Origin of the sequence: Pelomonas dachongensis, from assembly GCF_043555865.1 — a bacterium.
In the GTDB taxonomy this organism is placed as follows: Bacteria; Pseudomonadota; Gammaproteobacteria; order Burkholderiales; family Burkholderiaceae_C; genus Pelomonas; species Pelomonas dachongensis.
Genome location: NZ_JBIGHY010000002.1, coordinates 561744 through 582755 on the forward strand (window position 1 = coordinate 561744; position 21012 = coordinate 582755).

The following is a 21012-nucleotide window of genomic DNA, read 5'->3' on the forward strand; positions in this document are numbered from 1 at the left end:
GCTGCCGCCCCGGGGTGACCGGGGCCTGCGTGCGATCCATACAGGCCTGTCGGTCCTCCGAACTGGTTGCGGAGAACCACTCGCGATGAACAAGGTCTGGCACAAGGGACTGCCCTTCAGCCCGGAAGTGGCGCCCTATCTGCGGCGCATGGCGTCGGTCGATGAACATCGCGAGGCCTTGCTAAGGCTGCAGGGGGTCTGGGACAGCCTGGCGCTGCTGGGCCAGATGAGCGGCACCGCCACCGACATCGCGCAGACCCGCACCGCATTCCAGGACCTCACCGCCACGCTGCTGGACAGCCTGGCGCGTCGGCTGCGCACGCGAGCGCTGCAGCGCATGGACGGCAAGGCCCGCGTGGCCATCGACATCCTCGTGCGCAACCTGTTCGAGCGCACCGCCGACGTGGGCTTCCTCGCCTCGGACGGCCCGTTGTGCGCCCATGCCGCGCTGGACCCGGCCGACCCGGACCACGCCGACAGCCGCGCCGCGCTGCAGGCGCGGTTTGCCGACTACACGGCCAAGTACTCGGTCTACGACGACATCGTCGTGCTGTCACCCTCCGGCGAGGTGCTGGCAAGGCGTGACGACGGCATCACGCTGACGCATTGCCAGGAGCCCTGGGTGGCACAGGCGCTGGCCGCCGACGCACCCTACTTCGAGCGCCACGGCGTCACCGCGCTGCTGGGCGGCCGTGAGGCCCTGGTCTACGCCCGCGCGCTGCGTGCGCCCGGCGGCGCCGACGACGTCATCGGGCTGCTGTGCCTGAGCTTCCGCCTGGACGACGAGATGGCCGCCGTGTTCCGCCAGTTGCTGGCCGGCGACGACGAACGCGCCGTCATCTGCCTTCTGGACGCCGGCCACCGCGTGCTGCAAAGCTCTGACCCCTGGCAGCTGCCGGTGGGCGCGCGGCTGCCGAGCCGCGGCGAGCGCCTGGTGTTCGCCGGCCGCGACTACCTGTGCGTCGCCGCCAGCGCCAGCGGCTACGAGGGCTACATGGGCCCGCCGGGCTGGCAGGCCTGCGTGCTGACGCCGCTGGAATGGGCGTTCGAGGACGACGAGGCGGCCGACGACGCGCTGCGCGCGCTGGGCGAGTCGCTGGACACCCGACGCCTGTTCGACACCGAACTGCAGGACATCCCGCGGGAGGCGCGCCGCATCCAGCGCAACCTGTCGCGCACGTTGTGGAACGGCAAGCTGCGCAGCCACGGCCAGGCTGACGCCGGCACCGGCTCGGCCGAGTTCGCCACCACGCTGCTCAATGAGGTGCAACGCACCGGCGGCCAGCTGCGCGAGGTGTTCGAGCAAGCCATCGCCAAGCTGCAGGGCTCGGCGATGGCCACGGTGTTCGACACCGCGCTGTTCCAGGCCCGGCTGGCTATCGACATCATGGACCGCAACCTCTACGAGCGCGCCAACGATTGCCGCTGGTGGGCGCTGGACGTGCGCCTGCAGCGCGCGCTGGCCGCCCAGGGGACACCGCAGGCCGCCGCTGCCGCCGCCGAGGCCCAGCAGGTGCTGCAGCACATCAACAGCCTCTACACGGTCTACTCGCTGCTGCTGGTTTACGACACGCAGGGCCGCGTGGTCGCGGTGTCCGACCCCGCGCAGTCCCACCACGTGGGCAAGCCGCTGAACGCGTCGTGGGCGGCCGCCGCACTGGCGCTGCGCGACCCCGAGCGCCACGTCGTGTCGCGCCACGAGGCCACGCCGCTGTACCAGACGCCCGGCGCCGTCGGCAGCGACTCGGCCCGCCCCACCTACGTCTACGCCACCTCGCTGCAGCACGCCGGCCACGTCGTCGGCGGCATCGCCGTCGTGTTCGACGGCGCGCCCCAGTTGGCCGCCATGCTGCAGGACGCGCTGGCCGACATGCAAAAGGGCAGCGACGGCGCCAGCGCGCCAGTCGGCCTGTTCGTCGCCCGCGACGGCCGCGTCGTCGCCAGCGCGGATGCGCGCTGGCCGGCCGGCAGCGCCGCACCGTTGCAGCCCGCGCTGCTGGCCACGCTGGCGGCCGGCCAGACGCTGCGCACGGAACTGGACGTGGACGGCTGGGTGTTCGCCGCCGGCATCGCGATGTCGCAGGGATACCGGGAGTACCGGCAGGGCCAGTCGGCCTCGGCCGAGGACGTTGCGGCCGTGCTGCTGCTGCCGCTGGGGCCGCGCGCCGCGGCAACGGCTGGCGACGCCGATGCCGGCTTCGCGCCCCCGCCAGCGCAGGCGGGCGCCGAACGGCTGGACATCGCCGCCTTCAGCGTCGCCGGTGAATGGCTGGGCCTGCCCGCGGGCCTGCTGGTGGAGGCCGTCGAGCAGCCGCGCCTGACCTCGCTGCCCAACGCCCCGCGCGCGCTGATCGGCATGCTGCAGCACGCTGGCCGCATGCTGCCGGTGCTCGACCTGGGGCTGGCCCTTTACGGCCGCGCCAGCAACGGCAGCGAGGCGCCCGTCGTCATCTGCCGCAACGCGCAGGGCCAGGGCCTGGCGGTGCGCGTGGACGAGCTGGGGCCTGTGTTCGGCGTCGCCGCGGCGCAGGCCCTGCCCAGCCCCGGCGGCCGGGCGCGGCTGGTGCGCGGCGGCGATGCGTCGTCGCACCGCATGCTGACGCTGCTGCAGCCCGAGGACCTGTGGGCCCATCTCGGCATCGCCCCAGGCATCGGCGCCGAGCCGCGCGCCCTGGCACTGCCCTCGCCCTGAATCGGCGCCGAAGCCGTCGAACCGCCCTCCTATGATGCCGGCCATGCCACTCGACACCGACTTGTCGCCTCCCGTGCATGTCACGTCCGAAGCGCTGCTGCGCCTGCGCCCGGTGGGCGGCGCGGCCGACGAGGAGGTCGCGGTCGAGCTGCCTGTGGCGCTGACCGTCAACGGCGTGTCGCAGGCCGTCATGCTGGCCACGCCGGCCGACTTGGAGGACTTCGCGCTGGGCTTCGCGCTGTCCGAGGGCTGGATCGCGCAGCCCGGCGAGCTGCTGGACATCGAGGTCGACGCAACCCGCGTCGACGGCATCGAGCTGGCGCTGCGCGTGACCGCCGCGCGCGAGCAGGGCCTGAAGCTACGCCGCCGCCAGCTGGCCGGCCGCACCGGCTGCGGCCTGTGCGGGCTGGAAAGCCTGGCCGACTTCGCATCGCTGCAGCCCGCCCCCGTGCAGGCGCTGGCGGTCGATGTCGAGGCGCTGGCCCGCGCGATGGCTGCGCTGCCCGGCGCGCAGGTGCTGAACGCGCGCTGCGGTGGCTTGCACGGCGCCGCGTGGTGCGCGCCGGACGGCCGGCTGCTGTTGGCGCGCGAGGACGTCGGCCGCCACAACGCGCTGGACAAGCTGCTCGGCGCCCGCGCGCGGCTGCAGCCGCCGGCAGGGCCGGGCTTCGTCGCGATGTCCAGCCGCGCCAGCCATGAGCTGGTGCACAAGGCCGCGATGGCTCGGGTGGGACTGCTCGCCTGCGTGTCGGCACCCACCAGCCTGGCCATCGCGACGGCGCAGCAGTTGGGGCTGCAGCTGTGGGCCTTCGTGCGCGAGGGGCGCGCCACGCGCTACGCGTGAACGCGTGGCCCGCCTCGCACCGCGGAACGCGGGCGTGGCGGGGCGGTCTCGCCGACCGGGCTGCGGCAGTGCCCGGTTGCTCCAACTATTCCCGTTGTAGCGGTTGGCGCACACGCCCTGGCGCACCGCCGGCAAGAGCGACGCGGCAACATGACGCTGCCCCTCACATCTGATGCTTTCGGTGCAGTTCGACGTTCTTCTTCAGCACTTCTTCCTCTTCCGCGATGGCGCCCCCACGGCGCTGCTGGTCGGCAGCCACCAGCCCTGGCAGGTGCTGCTGTCGCTGCTGGTGGCGACGCTGACGTCCGCGCTGGCGCTGCAGCTGGCCGGCATGGCGTCGCGCAGCAGCACGCCGGGCGCGCGCCGCATGACGGTGGCGAGCGGCAGCGTGGCCATGGGCGGCGGCATCTGGTCCATGCACTTCATCGGCATGCTCGCGTTCCAGCTGTGCACGGTGGTGGAGTACCACGCCGGGTGGACGCTGCTGTCCATGCTGCCGGGACTGGTGGCGTCCTGTGTGGCGCTGTCGCTGCTGTCGCGCCGCGAGCTGGGACACTGGAGCTGGGTGACCGGCGGCGTGCTGGTGGGTGCGGGCATCGGCGCGATGCACTACATGGGCATGGCCGCCATGCAGATGAGCGTGCAGCTACGCTACGACCCGCTGTGGTTCGCGGCCTCCATCGTCGTCGCCGTGCTGTTGGCCATGCTGGCGCTGTGGATACGCTTCGGGCTGCAGGGGCGCGTGCGCCCGGCGGTGGCCATCGCGCTCGGAGGATTGGTGATGGGTTGTGCCATCGCCGGCATGCATTACACGGCGATGGCGGCGGCACGCTTCGTTGGCGTGCCCGACGAGTACTGCCTAGACGCCGACAGCGGCGGTTACCTGGCGCTGGCCATCACCATCGTGACGCTGACCATCAGCGTGATCACCGCCGGCGCCAACGGGCTGCTGCGCTACCGCGCGCTGAACCGCGAGCTGGGCGAGGAGAAGCTACGCGTCCAGGCCACGATGCAGGCGCTGCGCAACAGCGAGCAGCAGTACCGCAGCCTGATGGCGAACAGCCCCGGCGTGACCTTCCGCAGCAACATCGATGCGAACTGGAGCATGGTGCTGGTCAGCGACGCGGTGCAGACGCTGAGCGGCTGGCCCGCCGAGGACTTCCTGGCCGGCCGTGTGCAGATCGGCGAGCTGGTGCATCCCGCCGACCGCGAGCGCGTCAACGGCGTCGTCGACGCCGCGATGCTGAGCGGCGCGGCCTACGCGCTGGAGTACCGACTGATGACGCGCGACGGCGGCGAGCGCTGGGTGTCCGAGTCCGGCCGCGGCATCGGCCCCGCGCCCGGCAAGCCGCAGTGGATCGACGGCGTCATCGTCGACGTCAGCGATGCCAAGCGCCTGCAGCGCCAGCTGGAGGACGCCAAGGAGCGCGCCGAGGCGGCGGTGGTCGCCAAGAGCGCCTTCCTGGCCAACATGAGCCACGAGATCCGCACGCCGATGAACGCCATCCTGGGCTTCACCGAGCTGCTGCTGGACACCACGCTGAGCGACACCCAGCGAAAGTACCTGACCACCGTGCGCGGCTCGGCGCGTTCGCTGCTGGGGCTGCTGAACGACATCCTGGACACCGCCAAGCTGGAGAAGGGCGCCGTGGAGCTGGAGCGGCTGGACTTTTCACTGCGCGCGGTCTGCGAGCAGACGCTGAACTCGCTGCGCCTGGGCGCCCAGCGCAAAGGCCTGGTGCTGCAGCTGGACTACCCCGACGAGGAGGCGCGCTTCTTCCAGGGCGACCCGCTGCGGGTGCAGCAGGTGCTGGTCAACCTCGTCGGCAACGCCATCAAGTTCACCGAGCAGGGGGCCGTCACGCTGCGCATGCGCCACGAGGCGGGCCAGATCCACCTGGTCGTCATCGACACCGGTATCGGCATCGCGGCGAACCGCATCGAGCACATCTTTGACCCGTTCGCGCAGGCCGATGCCTCCACCACGCGGCGCTTCGGCGGCACGGGCCTGGGCACTACCATCTCGCGCCAGCTGGTCGAGCGCATGGGCGGGCGCATCACGGTCGAGAGCACGCTGGGCCAGGGCAGCTGCTTCCACGTCTGGCTGCCGCTGCCGGCCGGCAAGGCGGTGCAAGGCATCGCCGGCGAGGACGAGGCGTCCATCAGCCTGCCACCGCTGCGCCTGCTGGTGGCCGACGACGTGCCGCAGAACGGCGAGCTGCTGCAGCTGCTGCTGGGCCAGGACGGCCACCAGGTGAGCGTGGCCGCCAACGGGCTGGAGGCGCTGCAGGCCTTCAGCGCGCAGGAATTCGACGCGGTGCTGATGGACGTGCACATGCCCGAGCTGGACGGCCTCGGCGCGACCCGCCGCATCCGTCAGTTCGAGCTGGCCAACGGCCGGCCGCGCACCCCCGTCATCGCGCTGACGGCCAGCGTGCTGGAGGAAGACCGCCAGGCCGCGCTGGCCGCCGGCATGGACGGCTTCTCCGCCAAGCCGGTGGAGCCGATGCGGCTGCGCGCCGAGCTGGCGCGCGTGCTGGGCCTGGCGCCCGCCCACGCACCTGCTGCCGACGACCGGACACCTGACGAAGGCATGCCCGACGCGGCCGTGCTGGACTGCGCGCAGGCCGTCAAGCTTTGGGGCCACGCCAGCGCCTGGCGACGCGCGCTGCGCCGCTTCGCCGCCGAGCAGGCCGACGGCGGCCAGCGCCTGTTGGCGCTGCTGCGCGCCGGCCAGTGGCTGGAGGCCCGCGCCCTTGCCCACCGCTGGCGCGGCGTGGCCGGCAGCCTGGCCCTGCCGCGCCTGCTGGCCGCCGCCCGGCCGCTAGAGGACGACCTGCGACTGGGCCTGCACGAGCGGGCGTTGAACGGCGGCACAGCGCTGGTTGCCGCGCTGGACGAGGTGCTGCAGGCCATTGCCGACATCGGCGAGGCTTCGCCGGCCAGCTCGCCGATGCCGCTGGATGCCGTGCCGCCGCCGGCCCGGTCTGCGGTCCCGGGCAGCGTGCCGCCGGACCTGCTGCAGCGGCTGGAGCAGTCGCTGCGCCATGGCGAGCTGGACGATGCCGCCGTGCGCGAGCTGAGCGCCCACCTGGGCGCCGCGCGTTGTGCCGGCCTGGTCGCTGCACTGGACGAGTTCGATTTCGACGCCGCGCTGCGCGAACTGCGCCGCCTGGCCGCCACGGGAGCCCCGCGATGACCGCCCCTGACGCCCGCCCCAAGCTGCTGCTGGTCGACGACGAGCCTGCCAACCTGCAGGTGCTGCGCCAGGTGCTGCAGGAGCACTACCGGCTGCTGTTCGCCCGCGACGGCCACAAGGCGCTGGAGCTGGCGCGCAGCGAGGCGCCGCAGCTCATCCTGCTGGACATCATGATGCCGGGCCTGTCCGGCCTGGACGTCTGTCGCACGCTGAAGGCACAGGCCGCCACTCGCAGCATCCCGGTCATCTTCGTCACCGCTCTGGCCGACTCCCAGGACGAGAGCGAGGGCTTCGACGCCGGCGCGGTGGACTACATCAGCAAGCCCATCAGCCCGCCCGTGGTGCGTGCCCGTGTGCGCACGCACCTGTCGTTGGTGCGCGCCGACGAGCTGCGCGCGACCCGGCTGGAGATCGTGCAGCGCCTGGGCCGCGCTGCCGAGTACAAGGACAACGAGACCGGCTGGCACGTGCTGCGCATGAGCCACTACAGCCAGATCCTGGCCCTCGCCGCCGGCTATTCGGAGGCCCAGGCCGAGGAGCTGCTGCATGCCGCGCCCATGCACGATGTCGGCAAGCTGGGCATCCCCGACGCCATCCTGCGCAAGGCCGGTCCGCTGGACCATGCCGAGTGGGAGGTCATGAAACGCCACCCGCAGATCGGCGCGGAGATCTTGGGCGAGCACACCACCGGCCTGCTGGCCATCGCGCGCCGCATCGCGCTGGCCCACCACGAGAAATGGGACGGCAGCGGCTACCCCGAAGGCCTGGCCGGCGAGCGCATTCCGGAGGAGGCCCGCATCGTGGCCATCGCCGACGTGTTCGACGCGCTGACCAGCGTGCGCCCGTACAAGCCGGCTTGGCCGGTCGAAAAGGCCGTGGAGCTACTGCGCGAACAGACCGGGCGCCACTTCGACCCGCGGCTGGTTGAACTGTTCATCTCGCAGCTGCCGGCCGTGCTGGAGGTGCGCGAGCGCTTCCTGGAAGCCGGCTGAGCGGTTAGCGCTGCGGTGAGAAGCGCGCCGCCTGCGCTGCCAGGTCCTGCGGCGCGATGCCCAGGCTGGCCGCGTTGAAGTCCCGCGTGTCGGGCGTGTGCATCAGCAGGGCCTGGGCTTCGTTGACCATCAGCTCCTCGTTGCCACGGTCGTAGCCTGTGGCATCGAGGTAGCGGCGCCACGTTTCCCTCTGCGCCTCCGTCAGGCGCTCGCGCCAGAAACGCCAGCAGTGTTCGCGGTAGGCCGCATCGGCGAAGAAGCGGCCGTGGCTGAGTTCGTGATGCAGCACGGAGGCGCGCCGCACCGCGTCCATGCTCTCGTCCGGCGGCGTGTACGGATCGTCCCCCTGCGGAGCGCTGAAGCTCACGAGCGCTGCGTCAGCATCACCGGCATAGCCAGCCGACGCGCCGGGGCGCGCCGTGATCAGGCCGATACGCAGCAGCAGGTCAAGCAGCCGCTGCTCGCCGCCGTTCAGCTCGACGCTCTGGGCCTGCGCCAGGCTGAAGAAGCGCGCCAGCCCCTCGGCGCGGTAGTCGTGACCGAGGAAGAAGCTGGCCATGTTGTCGCCGCTGGCCGCCTCCAGCGCGCGCAGCTGCGCGTCGTGCAGCACTCGCTCACGGCTGCCCCGCCCCTTTTCCAGCAGCGCGGCGGCCCGGTTCAGTGCCTGCCCCTGCGCCAGCAAGCTGGGGAACTGGATCACGACCACGGCGGGCTGCTCGCGCCAGCGGCGCACCAGCCAGTCCCGCCGGTCGACCTCGGCGAGCAGTTCGTCCGCGCCCGCCAGCGGGAGTTCCAGCGCGGCGGATGCGGCATGGGCGGCAACGGTGGCAACGGCGGGCACATCAGCGGCAGCGGCAGTGGCGACGGGCGTCACGGCCGGCCGCCACATCCGCCACCCCAGCAGCACCACGCCGCCAAGCACGAGCGCAACGCCCGCCCGGCCCAGCCAGCTCGACCGCAGCGGCGACACGCGAACGTGTTCCGCCGTCAGTTGCGCACGGTGACGATGGTCACCCGGCGGTTCTCGGGCGCGTCCACGCGCGCGGCGTTCATGGGCTCGCTGGAGCCCTTGCCCACGGCGGTCAGACGTTCGGGCAGGATGCCGTGCTTGCTGGTGAGGTAGGCCATCACAGCCTCGGCACGCAGCTGCGACAGCCGCTGGTTGCTGCCGGCATCACCGCGTGCATCCGCGTGCCCTTCGACGCGGAACGAGAACCCCGCGAGCGTGTCGGACTGCAGCGCGCGCGCCAGCGTGTCGACCTGACCTTGCGTCTCGCCGGCCAGTTCAGTGGAGTTGGTCGCGAAGGTGATCAGCAGGCTCGCGCGGCCCGGCCCGGCCTTCACCGGCGCGCCGCCCGGCTTGCTCGCCGGACGGAAGCCCCGCATCGCGCCGCTGGCACCCGTGTTGGCCGGCTCGATGGCCAGCGCGTCGACGAGGGCGTCTTCCGTCACCTGGGCGCCCTTGAGCACGGGATTGGCTGAGGCGGCGGCCGATGGCGACGCCACCTGCGCCGGCGCGGACAGAGCCAGCATCAGCAACAAGGCCCCCACGAGCCCCGTCGTCAGGGTGTTCGTGCGTGTGATCTGCATGGTTTTCCTTTCTAAACGATGGGCGGGACGGGCCGCACGGCCATCATCCCACCCGCTGATACCGGCGCTGCGGCGGGCTGGCCGCGGCCTCACGGGCGGATGTCGAGCTGGCGCTGCTCGAACAGGTAGTCGCCACCGCTCTGGTGGCCGGCTAGGGTGCCGTACTGCGGGCGCTGCGGCAGCTCACGCGCCACTGCGAAGCGCACGCGCTCGAAGACGTTGCCACCCATCTGCCAGTTGCCCAGCCCGCCGAGCTGTTTCATGAGGCTGAAGGCGAACGGCGAATGGCCCTGCTTGCCGTCGTCGAAGACCGGCTCGTTGCCGCCCGAGGACATCACGACCAAGCTGCGCCGCGCCAGCACCTGGCCGGGGTCCACCGTGCCGGGCGTGGTGCGGATGCGCTCGCCGCTGACCAGCGTGCCGGAGTAGCAGCTGTCGGAGATGAGTGCCACCTGCGAGGCGCCGATCTGGCTCATCAGGCGCGCGATGTCGGCGTTGGACAGCCAGGTTTCGGGCCGCTTCGCGTTGCTGTCGGCCAGCTGCCAGTAGCCCTGCCCCGTGGCGTCGACGACCGCGCCGTGGCCGGCGTAGTAGATGGTCACGGAGTCGTTGGGCCCCAGTTCCAGCGCCAGCCGGTTCAGCGCACTGACGACGGCCTGCTTGCTGGCGTTGGGCAGCACAACGGTCTCGTAGCCCAGCTTGCTCTCGAACAGCCCGCCGACGGCGCGTGCATCGCCCACCGCGTTGCCGAGCTGGGGGATTTCGGCGTCGGCGTACTGGTCGACACCGATCAGCAGGGCCAGCTTGCGCTCGATCTGCGGCAACGCGGCCGTCTTGACGCGCCGCTTGCTGAACAGCGAGGCCAGCGGCGCCGGGGCCGCAGCGACGACAGGTGGCGCCGTGACGGTGGGCACAGCGGGCGCCGCCTCGGGCGCTGCAGCCGGCCGCCCGACCGGCACAGGCGCGACAGGTGCGGAGGCGACCGCTGCGCCCTGCCCCTGCGCCTGGGCCTCGCGTTTGATCTCGGCGGTGATCAGGCACTGACCCGACTCGGCCGCCGCGACGCTGGCGCAAGGGGGCAGGTCGGCCAGCGTCGGGTCTTTCTCCAGGCGCGCCGTCGCATCCGCGAACAGCGTGCGCTTGTAGTTGTCCCGCGCATTCAGGATGCTCTGGAGCTGCGCCGGCGAACTGCCGCTGACGTCGACCTCGCCGAACAGCTCGCGCCCCGCGCTGCCGGCCGGTGTCGGTGGCACGGGCGCCGGTGGCAGCGTCAGGTCGAGCACGCCGCTGCTCAGCGGGCTAGGCGCAGGAGGCGGCTGTGTGACCGTCTGCAGCGACTGCGTCAGTGCGGCCGTACCGGCCTGGTTGTCCGCGGTGGCCGGGTTCGGGCCTGCCAGCACCAGCGCCTGCGCGTTGCCGGGGTCTTGCACCAGCACATAGTTGTCCGCCTGCAGGCCGCCGCCGATGATGGCGTAGCTGCCCGCGGGCGCGAGGCTGCTGGCGACGGCCGGGGTGAAGCCCAGCGTGCCGGTGGTGGCGCTCGTCTGCGTCTCGCCAGCCACGAAGCCTTCGACACGACCGGTGGCCGGCGGCATCGGGTCGCCGACGAACACCAACAGCGGTTGCGCCACGTAGCGCAGCGTGGCGGGCGTGATGGCGGCGCTCAGGCCAGCGGGCTGCTGCAGCACGTAGTTGCCGGCGTCGACGCCGGAAATTGTGAACCCGCTGACGGCCACGGCCTTGGCAGCACCCACGTTGGCGTCGGCGAAGGACGACTGCGCGTTGCCGCCCAGGCTCACCTGATCGGCGCCCAGCGGCGCGATGGCCGCCGTGCCGCCGAGACCCGCCGCACGCGTGCCGTCGTAGACCTTGGCGGTGGCCGTCAGGCCGGTGATCGCCAGCGTGGCGGGTGTGATGTTGGCGTTCAGCGTCGTGGGCAGCTGCAGGCTGTAGTTGCCGGCGTCCGCCCCGGTCAGCGCGAACCCGCTGAGCGTCACCGCCTTGCCCTGGCCCACGTTCTTGTCGGCGAAGTTGCCTTGCCCGGCCGACACGCCGAGCCGGTCGCCCGGCAGCGCGACCACGCTGGCAGTGCCGGCCAGCGTGGCCAGCATGGTCGCGTCGTAGACCTTGTTGTTGGCCAGCAGCCCCGTCAGCGACACCGACAGCGACGTAATGTCCGCGCTCAGCGTCGTGGGCAGTTGCAGGCTGTAGTTGCCGGCGTCTGCACCGGTCAGCGTGAAGCCACTCAGCGTCACCGCCTTGCCCTGACCCACGTTCTTGTCGGCGAAGCTGCCCTGCCCGGCCGACACGCCGAGCGCATCGCCCGACAGCGCGGCCACGCTGGCGGTGCCCGCCAGCGTGGCGAGCGTGGTCGCGTCGTAGACCTTGTTGTTGGCGATGAGCCCGTTCAGCGACACCGACAGAGGCGTGATGTCCGCGCTCAGCGTCGTGGGCACTTGCAGGCTGTAGTTGCCGGCGTCTGCACCGGTCAGCGTGAAGCCGCTCAGCGTCACCGCCTTGTCCTGGCCCACGTTTTTGTCGGCGAAGTTCGCCTGGCCAGCAGACACGCCGAGCGCGTCGCCCGCCACGCCGGCCACGCTGGCGGTGCCGCCAATCGTCGCCAGCGTCGTCGCGTCGTAGACCTTGTTGTTGGCGGCGAGCCCGGTCAGCGACACCGACAGCGGCGTGATGTCGCCGCTCAGCGACAGCGGCAGCGCCAGCGCGTAGTTCTGCGCGAGCCCGCCGTTGGTGCCGTCGTTGACCTGCGTGGCGGTCACCGTCACCAGCTTGCCGGTGCCAACGTTCTTGTCATTGAACTGCCCCTGCGCCGTGACGCCGAGCGTCTCGGTGCCGACCAGACCGCTCAACGCGCCCACGGTGAGCGCGGCGGCGACATTGCCGTTGTAGACCTTGTCGGCGCCCGACAGGCCGGCCGTCACGGCCTTCGGCGTGATGACGCCCGAGATCGACGTGTCGATCGTCAGGCCATAGACAGGCCTGCTCTGGCTGTCGGTGAACTGGAACGGCGACGCATTGTTGTCGTCGTAGAAGTACACCGCCTGCGCGACGGGCGACGCGCTCGGGCCGGGCACGACGTTCTTCGAGTCGAACAGCGCATAGGCAGAGCCATTCAGCGACGCGGTGATGCCGCCGCCTTCGATGGCGTAGCCCAGCCCGCTGACGGTTGCGTTGCGTGTGCCGTCGTACGCGCGGGTGGCAGCCGAACCCGTCACTGTGGCCACGCGCGTCGCATCGGTGACGAAGCCGTTGCCCACATCGCCGGTCCAAGCGGCCGGGCTGGTGGCGCCGTAGCGCGTGAAGTTGTTGACCAGGTCGCCGGTAAAGAAGCCTTCGCTGTCCAGGTCGGTGGCCCAGATGATCCAGCGGCCATTGGTGACCAGCAGGGGCAGACCTTCCGTGACGAAAGCGTTGAACGACGAGAGGGGGCGGTTGCCATTGCTGATCACGATCGCATCGCCGCTGCTGCCCGACCTGAACCAAGCATCGGACTCCAGTGTGACACTGCGCGCCTCTGCCCGGATACGCCCGGTAATGTCGATGGAGGCGTTTTCGAACGTGATCGATCCTTCGTCGCCGGCGCGCAGGCGCACCTCCGAGAAGTTGCCACTGATGGACGAAAAGCCGGTGGCAATGATGTCGCCGTCGGCCAGCAGCGTCAGCTGGCAGGTGGTGCTGCCGCAGGCGGAGCCACCGATCGTCGCGCCGTTGAGGTTGATCGTGCCCGACTGCGTACCCGCGCCGGTACCGCCCGTGGACACCGTGACGTGCGCGCCGGTCGCCAGCGCGGCATTGAGCGCGTCCGTGGTGATGTACGCGTTGGCGCTGGTGGCGGTGAAGTTCGCGTCGTAGCCATAGCCGGAGCCGCCGTAGAAATCGTCCTCGATGGTGATGTCGTAGGGGTCCAGCAGCCAGTTCCCGGCCCGCCCGCGCGGCGCCGTCACGTCCAGCAAGCGCGGCCTCACGTCCAGCCAGCCGCCCGACGTCTCGATGAAGCCGCCGTTGCCAGCGACCGACCCGCCGCGGGCGCTGAGCGTGCCGAACACGCGGGTGGCGGCGTCGCTCCACAAAATGATGCGACCGCCGTCGCCGCGCTCCTGCGCGTCCGCGCGGATGGCGGCATCGCGGCCGAAGAACACGGCCCGCGCGTTGGGCAGGCGGGCGTCGCGACCCTGCAGCCCGCCGCCGACGAACACCTCGCCGCCGCCGAGCCGGCCGCTGACGCTGACGTTGGCGTCATCGAACAGGCCGACCTCGCGGCCGAGCAGCGTGACCCGCCCGCCCGTTTGGCCGTCGGCAGCCGTGACGCTGCCGGCCGCCAGACTGAGGCGCTCGTTGGCCTTCAGCACGATCTCGCCCGCGGGGCCCCGCTCCAGGCTGTCCGCCCGCACGATGCCACGCTGGTTGACCGCAGCGGCGTGGACGTCGATGCGCCCGCCGGCCGCCGTCAGCGTGCCTAGGTTGAGGGCCTCGCCCTGCGGCGCCGTCACCTTCACGCTGAGGTGCGGCGCGCCCGTGTCCAGCAACTCGACGCTCTGGCCCGCCGCCAGCACCACCTGCCCGCCCGGGGCGTTAATCAGCCCATGGTTCTCCACCGAACCGCCCAGCAACGCGACCCGTCCGCCCAGGCTGGTGCGCAACTCGCCCTGGTTGACGACGCTGCCCGCTGCACCCGCACTGGCGAAAGCGTAGCGGCCGGCCAGCCAGTCCTGGTTGCCGAGATTGAGGGTGGACGCCACCAACCCCGCCACATCGACTCGCGCGCCCTGCCCGAACAGCACGCCATTCGGGTTCAGCAGCCACACGCGGCCGTTGCTGGACAGGCTGCCGAGAATGGCCGACGGGTCGTTGCCGGTGACGCGGTTGAGCACCTGGCTGGCCGCGCTGGGCTGCGCGAAATGCACGCCATTGCCGGCGCCCACAGAAAAGCTCTGCCAGTTCAGGATCGCGTTGGACGAGTTCGTGACGGTCATCTGGCCGCCATTCACCTGGACGCTGGCCTGGCCCGCCGCCACGTTCAACCCCGTGGGCAGCGTCTGCGCGTGGGCCAGCGGCAGCAACGCCACGGCGAGCAGCACGGCCAGGGGGCGGATCTTCAGATGCCGCGGACCGAAAGACGAGGAGTGCTTCATGGCGTCGGGCTTCAGTGGAAGCTGTAGGCAACCTGCAGGTGCAGGCGTTGATCGTGGCGTGAGGTGCTCACGCCGTCCTTGAGCGCGAGCGCCCAGTCGACTCTGACTTGCAGGCCGTTGCCGCCCAGCCGCGCGCCCAGACCCACGGCCGCAACGCTGCAGCGGGTCTGCAGGCCCCGGCACGGCGTGCCGAGCCGGTTCCACACCTGTCCGGCCTCGGCGAAGCCCAGCAGGCGGAACTGCTCCACCGCGGTGAAGACGCCGCCGGTCAGGTTCGGCCCCATCAGTTCCAGCGAACCGAGCACGCCCGCATCACCGCTCACCTCGCGCTCTTCATAGCCGCGCACCGCCGTGCTGCCGCCCACGCCGAACTGCTCGCCCGGCACCAGCGCGCCTGAACTCAGCTGGCCCTGCCCGCGCAGGGCCACTTGCCATTGACCGGGCAGCGGGATCTGCGCGGAGCCGTTGGCGCGCAGGCTGGTGTAGTCCGGCAGCGCGCCGGGCCGCACCGCGTTGAAGCTGGCGGCGTCGGCATGGCGGCCACCCAGGCGCAGGCCGCGCGCCAGCGTCAGCTGGAGCGCCAGCGGCACGTCCCCGGCCCACTGCATCTGGTAGTCCAGCGACAACGGCCGCACGGCGACGCTCTCACCCGCCGAGCCGCAGGCGCCCGCCGGCAGGCCCGAGATGGCGCAGTCGTTGATGTAAGCGCGGTGGTCGAGTCCCAAGGCCAGCCGCTGCACCAGCTCGCCGCTGCGCCGCAGCTGCCCGCCCAGCCGCACGCCGACCACCTCGCCCTTGCCGCTGAACTGCAGCGGCCCGGCCACCGTCGAGGTGGTTCCGCCGTCGACATCCGAGTACGCCGCGAAGGCGTCCAGCATCAGGCCAGCGCCGTACAGCGGTGCGCGGTAGCTGGCGCTGAACACGCGCACGGAATCCAGCTTCTCCGGCGCCGTCTGGAACTGCAGCGACAGGACATGGTCGAGATCCCACAACCCCGCGCGCTGATAGCCGGCATGGGCCCGCAGGCGGCCGGTACCGGCGTTGCCGGTGTTGTCCAGACCCAGCGTCCAGGTGCTCGGCGACGACTCCGTGACGCTGACATTCGCGTCCACATCGCCGGGCGCGGCGCCGGCCTCCAGCGACACCGCCACCTGGCGCGCCGGATTTTCGTTGGCCAGCTGCACTTCCGCATCGATGCGCTGCAGCTGCGGCGTCAGTCCCTCGGCCAGCGACGGCAGGCTGCGCCGCACGACCGCCTCGCCCACGGCCTTGTGGCCGATGACCACCACGCGGCGCAGACGCCCCTCCAGCACCGCAATCGTCGCGACGCCGGCAGGGCCGCTTTGCTGTGGCAGGTAAGCGATGACGCTACCGTATCCCGCGTCACGGTACAGCGCTTGCAGCGCGGCCGCTGCCGCCTTCAGCTCCGCTAGGCTGCGCTCACCTTTGAACGGTGCCAGTGTTTCGTCGATGCGAGGCTGAGGCAACAGCGTGTTGCCCGTGACGCGGAATTCCCGTACCCCGACCCGAGTCTCGGCGACGGGCTGCGCCCAGGCCGTGCCGACCTGCGGCAACCCCGCGAACAACAGCGCTGAAAGCGCAACCCTGTGGAGCAACGTCTTGTGCATCCACACACAGACGGCATCCACCGCCCCGATGCGACAAGAGCCCTGGCCGCCTCCCCCCGAAAGCGGGGGCGCGGGGCGGCATGGGCCGGGTCGATGACCGGCGAATTGCTCGCGGACATCCTGGAACGTAGCCGTTCGTCATCACAACGAACCGGGGTGAGTCAGCGAACCCGGCGGCCCAGAAAAGACAAACCCGGCATGCGCCGGGTTCCGTAAGGTTCTTGATTGGTGGGCGGTGAGGGTTTCGAACCCCCGACCCCCACAGTGTGAATGTGATGCTCTACCCCTGAGCTAACCGCCCAATCAAAAACAACCTCGACCGGTTCTTGGTCTCTTCCCGCCAGCCGGTTTTCAGGGTCCACCCGAGTCAGTTGATTCAACTGAGTTCGTGGTGGGCGGTGCAGGGTTCGAACCTGCGACCCCTGCCGTGTGAAGGCAGTGCTCTACCGCTGAGCTAACCGCCCTGAAATGCATCCGGCTTTCGCGAAGCCCGCGATTATGCCACGGGTTCAGCGACTTCGAGAACTCGCCATTTGCAAGAACCGCCCGCGGCCTTGTCGAGGTCGACCAGCAGTTGGGCGTGTGCCGCCCTCTCGGCCTGGCTGGCCAGCAGCACGGGCAGCTCGAAGCGGCTGAGGTCGACCGCCTCCACGGTGGCCATCGCATCACCCGCGGCGTTGTCGCCGTGGTCGTCCACCAGCAGGGCGTCCTGGCCACGCGTCAGGCGGATGTAGACGTCGGCCAGCAGTTCCGCGTCCAGCAGCGCGCCGTGCAGCACGCGCTTGGTGTTGTCCACCTCCAGCCGACGGCACAGCGCGTCCAGCGAATTGGCCTTGCCGGGGAACAGGTCGCGCGCCATCAACAGCGTGTCGCGCACGCCGCCGACGTGGTCGGTCAGCACGCCACGCTTCAGGCGCTTCAGCTCCGCGTTGACGAAGCCGATGTCGAAGGGCGCGTTGTGGATGACGAGTTCGGCGCCGGCCAGGAAATTTAGCAACTGGTCGACGATCTCAGCGAACTTGGGCTTGTCCGACAGGAAGGCCTCGGTCAGCCCGTGCACGCGCAGCGCGTCCTCGTGGCTGGCGCGCTCGGGGTTGATGTAGAGATGCAGGTTGTTGCCGGTCAACTGCCGGTTGACCATCTCCACGCAGCCGATCTCGATGATGCGGTCGCCCCGTTCGGCCTCCAATCCGGTGGTTTCGGTGTCGAAGAAGATCTGTCTCATGTCACGCGGGGCGCTCGTTGCGCCGAGTAGCCCAGACGAAAATGCCCAAGCCGACGAGGACCATCGGCAGGCTCAGCCACTGGCCCTGGCTCCAGTTCAGCGCGCGCAGGCCGAGGAAATCGTCGGGCTCGCGGAAGTACTCGGCAATGAAGCGGAACGCGCCGTAGCCCATCATGAACACCCCGGAGATCTGCCCGGTTGCGCGCGGCTTGCGTGCGTACAGCCACAGGATCACGAACAGCAGCAAGCCTTCGCCCGCCGCCTGGTAGAGCTGCGAGGGATGCCGGGCGAGGCCGTCGTTGGCCTGTGGAAAGATCATGGCCCACGGCAGGTCCGGCGGCGCCTGACGGCCCCACAGCTCACCGTTGATGAAGTTACCCAGCCGCACGGCCATGATGCCGGTGGGCACGCAGGGGGCAATCAGGTCCGACACCTGGAAGAAGCTGCGACTGCGTTTGCGCCCGAACACCCACAGCGCGAACAGCACGCCCAGCAGCCCGCCATGGAAGGACATGCCGCCCTTCCAGACCGCGAACACCTCGGCCAGGTGATGGAGGTAGTAGTCGGGCTTGTAGAAGAAGCAGTAGCCCAACCGTCCGCCCACCACGACACCGAGCACGCCGTAGAACAGCACGTCGTCGACATCCTGCCGGGTCCAGCCGACAGCGGCGTGCTGCGGCATGCGCACACGGCGGCTGGCCAGCCACAGGAAGAGCCCGAAGGCGATCAGGTAGGTGACGCCGTACCAGTGGATGGCCAGCGGGCCCAGGCGGAGGGCGATGGGGTCGAACTGCGGATGAACCAGCATGGCTCGGGAGGAAGCGAAGCGGCCGGCATCATAGCCAGCCGCCAAGAAGTGGCCGTTGCCGGCGCGGCCGCGTCAGCGGCGCCGCTTGCTGCTGCCGCGGGGCGCCTGCCCCAACGCCTCCATCTGCTGCGCGCGCCGCGCCGCCTTCTTGGCCTCCATCTCGTTCATCGCACGACGCTTGGTCAGGCCGGACGCATCGGCCCACATCCACCAGAGCGCCGCCAGCAGGAACGGCGTGACGACCATGACCCAGGCCCAGAACGGATCCTTGTGGAATTCCACCCATCCCCCAAGCCGCAATACCAGCATCACGAGGCCGATCAACAAGAATGCCATGCGGCATCTCCTTCACATCAGGTATCTTTGCGGTCACTGTAGTCCAACGCTTCCGAAAGGTTTGCATGAAAGCCCTCATCCTCGGCCTCGCCCTGATTGCCCCGGCAGCCGCCTTCGCCGACCAGCAACTGGCGCAAAAGAAGAACTGCATGGCCTGCCACGCCATCGACAAGAAGCTGGTCGGTCCGTCCTACAAGGACGTGGCCGCCAAATACGGCAAGGACAAGGACGCCGTCAAGAAGCTCGCTGAAAAGATCATCAAGGGTGGCTCCGGCGTCTGGGGTCCGGTGCCCATGCCCGCCAACACGCAGGTCACGCCGGCCGAGGCCGAGACGCTGGCCAAGTGGGTGCTGACGGTCAAGTGACCGGCGCCGCCGCTGCGCGAGGGCCCTCCGGGGCCCTTTTTTCATGGCGCCAGACGGTGTTGGCGTCGTACGCTTCATTGGCTCGCTGGCAGCACCGCGGCGCTCCCGGGCAGCGGGAATTCTTCGCGCGACGGCATGTTGTTGCTTTTCGCAGCACGACCCGCGGGGGCGAGCCTCGATAACGCACGCTTTTCGCGACTGCCGGCCGGCTACGCTGCCGTTCGCGGCCGTTCCCTGAACGACGGGGTCGGCTTGAGCAGTACCGAAAGTCGCCCGCCATGATTCCGCAAGCCTCCGAAGCCAGCCCCGATACCGTGGAACGCACGCCCAAGGCGTCGCGGCCGGGCCTGCGCCAGCAACTCGCCCTCGGCGCCGCTGCCGCCACCGTCGTGCTCGCCGCGGCCGGCCTGTGGCTGCTGCAGCAGCGCACCGCCAGCGAGACGCTCGCACGCAAGAATCCTACGGCGCTGGCCTTCGAGCGCGCGCCCGAGCAGTGGCTCGCACAGCCGCGCGAGGCTTCCGAGTTCGAGCGTGCGCTGCAGGCTCGCGAGGTGACGGCGGTAGGCATCGCCGGCTCGCTGGTGCTGTACACCGACCGCAACGGCCACCAGTTCAGCACGCGGCTGATTGCCGACGGCGCCCGACTGGGCGAGATCAGCGTCGCGCAGGGTTTTGCGCTGACCGACATCGACGTGGACCCGCGCACCACCGGCCAGCGGCTGAGCCACGGCCTGGAGAGGACCGCCACCGTCATGGGCCCGATGCTGGGCCTGCTGCTGCTGGTGGGCGTGCTGATGCACTTCCAGCTGCGCGGCGGACTGGGCCAGCGCACACAGCTGGCCGAAAAGCCCGACATCCGCTTCGACGATGTCGTCGGTGCCGACGAGGCCAAGAAGGCGCTCAAGCGCGTGGCCGCGTTCATGAAAGATCCGAAGCAATACGCGGCCGTGGGCGCCAAGGCGCCGCGCGGCGTGCTGCTGGACGGCCCGCCGGGCACCGGCAAGACGCTGCTGGCCAAGGCGCTGGCCGGCGAGTGCGGTGCCAGCTTCATCAGCGTGGACGGCTCCTACTTCAGCTCCATGTTCTACGGCGCCGGCATCGGCAAGGTGAAGGAGCTGTTCAAGCGCGCCCGCGAGGCGGCGCCCTGCATCGTCTTCATCGACGAGATCGACGGCATCGGCCGGCGCAGCTCCGGCAAGGATGCGCCTGGCGGTGGCGAGCAGGAGCAGAACCGCATCATCAACCGCCTGCTGGTGGAGATGGACGGCTTCGCGGCGCTGGACAACGTGGTCGTCATCGGCGCCACCAACCACATCGACAACATCGACGAGGCGATGCGCCGCCCTGGCCGATTCGACATGATCGTCCGCACCGCGCTGCCCACCACACCCGAGCGCGAGCAGCTGTTCAAACTGTACCTGGCTCGGGTGAAGGCGGCGGGCCGCATGGACCTGGCCTCCATCGCGCGCACGGCGTCAGGCATGTCGCCAGCGGACATCGCCAACTGCGTGAACCGCGCCGCGTCCTATGCCGCCGAGGCGGGCGAGACCTGCGTCAGCGAGGAGCACGTCTACCAATCTCTGGAGACACACCAACTGGGTGGCGAGGTGTCCAACACCAAGGACCTCATCACGCCGGAGACGCTGCGCCGCGTGGCTTTCCACGAGTCCGGCCATGCGCTGGTGGCGCATGTACTCGAAGCCGGCAGCGTCGAGCGCGTCAGCATCGAGCCACGCGGCCCGGCGCTGGGCGTGACCTACGTGGCGCGCGCGAACGAGGAACCGCTGTACGGCGAGCGCGAGCTGCGCGCACGCTTGGCCATGATGCTGGCTGGCCGCGAGGCCGAGCTGATCGCGTTCGGGAATGCGTCGTCCGGTGCTTCGGACGACCTCAAGCGCGCGTCCGAGCTGGCGACGAACATGATCGGATCGATGGGGTTCGGCAAGACCTTCGGCCTGCTCAGCATGGCTGGCGTGCCCAAGGAGCTGATCGGCCCCGATGTGCAGAAGTCGCTGCTGGACGAGGCCCGCGCACTGCTGGAAAGCGCGCAGGCCGAATGCCGCCGCGTGCTGGAAGACCAGCGCGACCGGCTGGAGGCGCTGACCGAGATGCTGCTGAACGAGGAGACCGTCAGCGGCGCGCCGCTGAAGCGGGTGCTGGCGGGCAAATGAAAAACGGGCCGC

13 protein-coding genes and 2 tRNA genes are annotated in these 21012 nt (G+C 70.5%); 6 read left to right on the forward strand and 9 right to left on the reverse strand.

Annotation, left to right across the window (positions count from 1 at the left end; genetic code table 11):
* The first annotated feature begins 85 nt into the window (after positions 1-85).
* The 4 genes from ACG02S_RS07145 to ACG02S_RS07160 all read left to right on the forward strand — a co-directional run bounded on the left by ACG02S_RS07145 (position 86) and on the right by ACG02S_RS07160 (position 7727).
* Positions 86-2692, forward strand: a complete 2607-nt coding sequence (locus tag ACG02S_RS07145) for a chemotaxis protein CheW (protein WP_394469752.1) — start codon at positions 86-88, stop codon at positions 2690-2692.
* A gap of 43 nt (positions 2693-2735) precedes the next feature.
* On the forward strand, positions 2736-3536 hold the full coding sequence (gene fdhD / locus ACG02S_RS07150) for a formate dehydrogenase accessory sulfurtransferase FdhD (RefSeq protein WP_394469753.1): 801 nt from the start codon (positions 2736-2738) through the stop codon (positions 3534-3536).
* A gap of 172 nt (positions 3537-3708) precedes the next feature.
* Positions 3709-6735, forward strand: a complete 3027-nt coding sequence (locus ACG02S_RS07155; RefSeq protein ID WP_394469754.1) for an MHYT domain-containing protein — start codon at positions 3709-3711, stop codon at positions 6733-6735.
* Positions 6732-7727 (forward strand): HD-GYP domain-containing protein, encoded by a 996-nt coding sequence (locus tag ACG02S_RS07160; protein WP_394469755.1) that lies wholly within the window; start codon positions 6732-6734, stop codon positions 7725-7727. Before ACG02S_RS07155 ends, ACG02S_RS07160 begins: the two co-directional genes overlap by 4 nt.
* Before the next feature lie 4 nt (positions 7728-7731).
* Here ACG02S_RS07160 and ACG02S_RS07165 read toward each other — a convergent pair whose 3' ends face one another.
* The 9 genes from ACG02S_RS07165 to ACG02S_RS07205 all read right to left on the reverse strand — a co-directional run bounded on the left by ACG02S_RS07165 (position 7732) and on the right by ACG02S_RS07205 (position 18464).
* Positions 7732-8697: a hypothetical protein gene (locus ACG02S_RS07165; protein WP_394469756.1), complete on the reverse strand. Its 966-nt coding sequence runs from the start codon at positions 8695-8697 to the stop codon at positions 7732-7734.
* A 17-nt stretch (positions 8698-8714) separates the two neighbouring features.
* Complete coding sequence (locus ACG02S_RS07170; protein ID WP_394469757.1) at positions 8715-9317, reverse strand: OmpA family protein; 603 nt, start codon at positions 9315-9317, stop codon at positions 8715-8717.
* Positions 9318-9406: 89 nt separating this feature from the next.
* Positions 9407-14467 carry a YDG domain-containing protein gene (locus tag ACG02S_RS07175; RefSeq protein ID WP_394469758.1) on the reverse strand — a complete coding sequence of 1687 codons (5061 nt, stop codon included), beginning with the start codon at positions 14465-14467 and terminating at the stop codon, positions 9407-9409.
* Between the two features lie 11 nt (positions 14468-14478).
* Entirely contained in the window at positions 14479-16095 is a 1617-nt protein-coding gene (locus ACG02S_RS07180) for a ShlB/FhaC/HecB family hemolysin secretion/activation protein (RefSeq protein ID WP_394469759.1), read from the reverse strand.
* A 226-nt stretch (positions 16096-16321) separates the two neighbouring features.
* Positions 16322-16396: transfer RNA gene (locus ACG02S_RS07185), tRNA-Val, on the reverse strand.
* Between the two features lie 88 nt (positions 16397-16484).
* A tRNA-Val gene (locus ACG02S_RS07190) sits at positions 16485-16559 on the reverse strand.
* A gap of 32 nt (positions 16560-16591) precedes the next feature.
* Entirely contained in the window at positions 16592-17320 is a 729-nt protein-coding gene (gene dnaQ / locus ACG02S_RS07195) for a DNA polymerase III subunit epsilon (protein ID WP_394469760.1), read from the reverse strand.
* Between the two features lies 1 nt (position 17321).
* Positions 17322-18128: a prolipoprotein diacylglyceryl transferase gene (lgt, locus tag ACG02S_RS07200; protein WP_394469761.1), complete on the reverse strand. Its 807-nt coding sequence runs from the start codon at positions 18126-18128 to the stop codon at positions 17322-17324.
* A 72-nt stretch (positions 18129-18200) separates the two neighbouring features.
* A complete protein-coding gene (locus tag ACG02S_RS07205) occupies positions 18201-18464 on the reverse strand; it encodes a TIGR04438 family Trp-rich protein (RefSeq protein WP_394469762.1) in 264 nt (87 codons plus the stop codon).
* Between the two features lie 65 nt (positions 18465-18529).
* On the opposite strand from ACG02S_RS07205, the gene ACG02S_RS07210 reads away from it, so the two are divergent.
* Positions 18530-18829, forward strand: a complete 300-nt coding sequence (locus ACG02S_RS07210; protein ID WP_394469763.1) for a c-type cytochrome — start codon at positions 18530-18532, stop codon at positions 18827-18829.
* A 278-nt stretch (positions 18830-19107) separates the two neighbouring features.
* Entirely contained in the window at positions 19108-21000 is a 1893-nt protein-coding gene (locus tag ACG02S_RS07215; RefSeq protein WP_394469764.1) for an AAA family ATPase, read from the forward strand.
* The last annotated feature ends 12 nt before the right edge of the window (positions 21001-21012 follow it).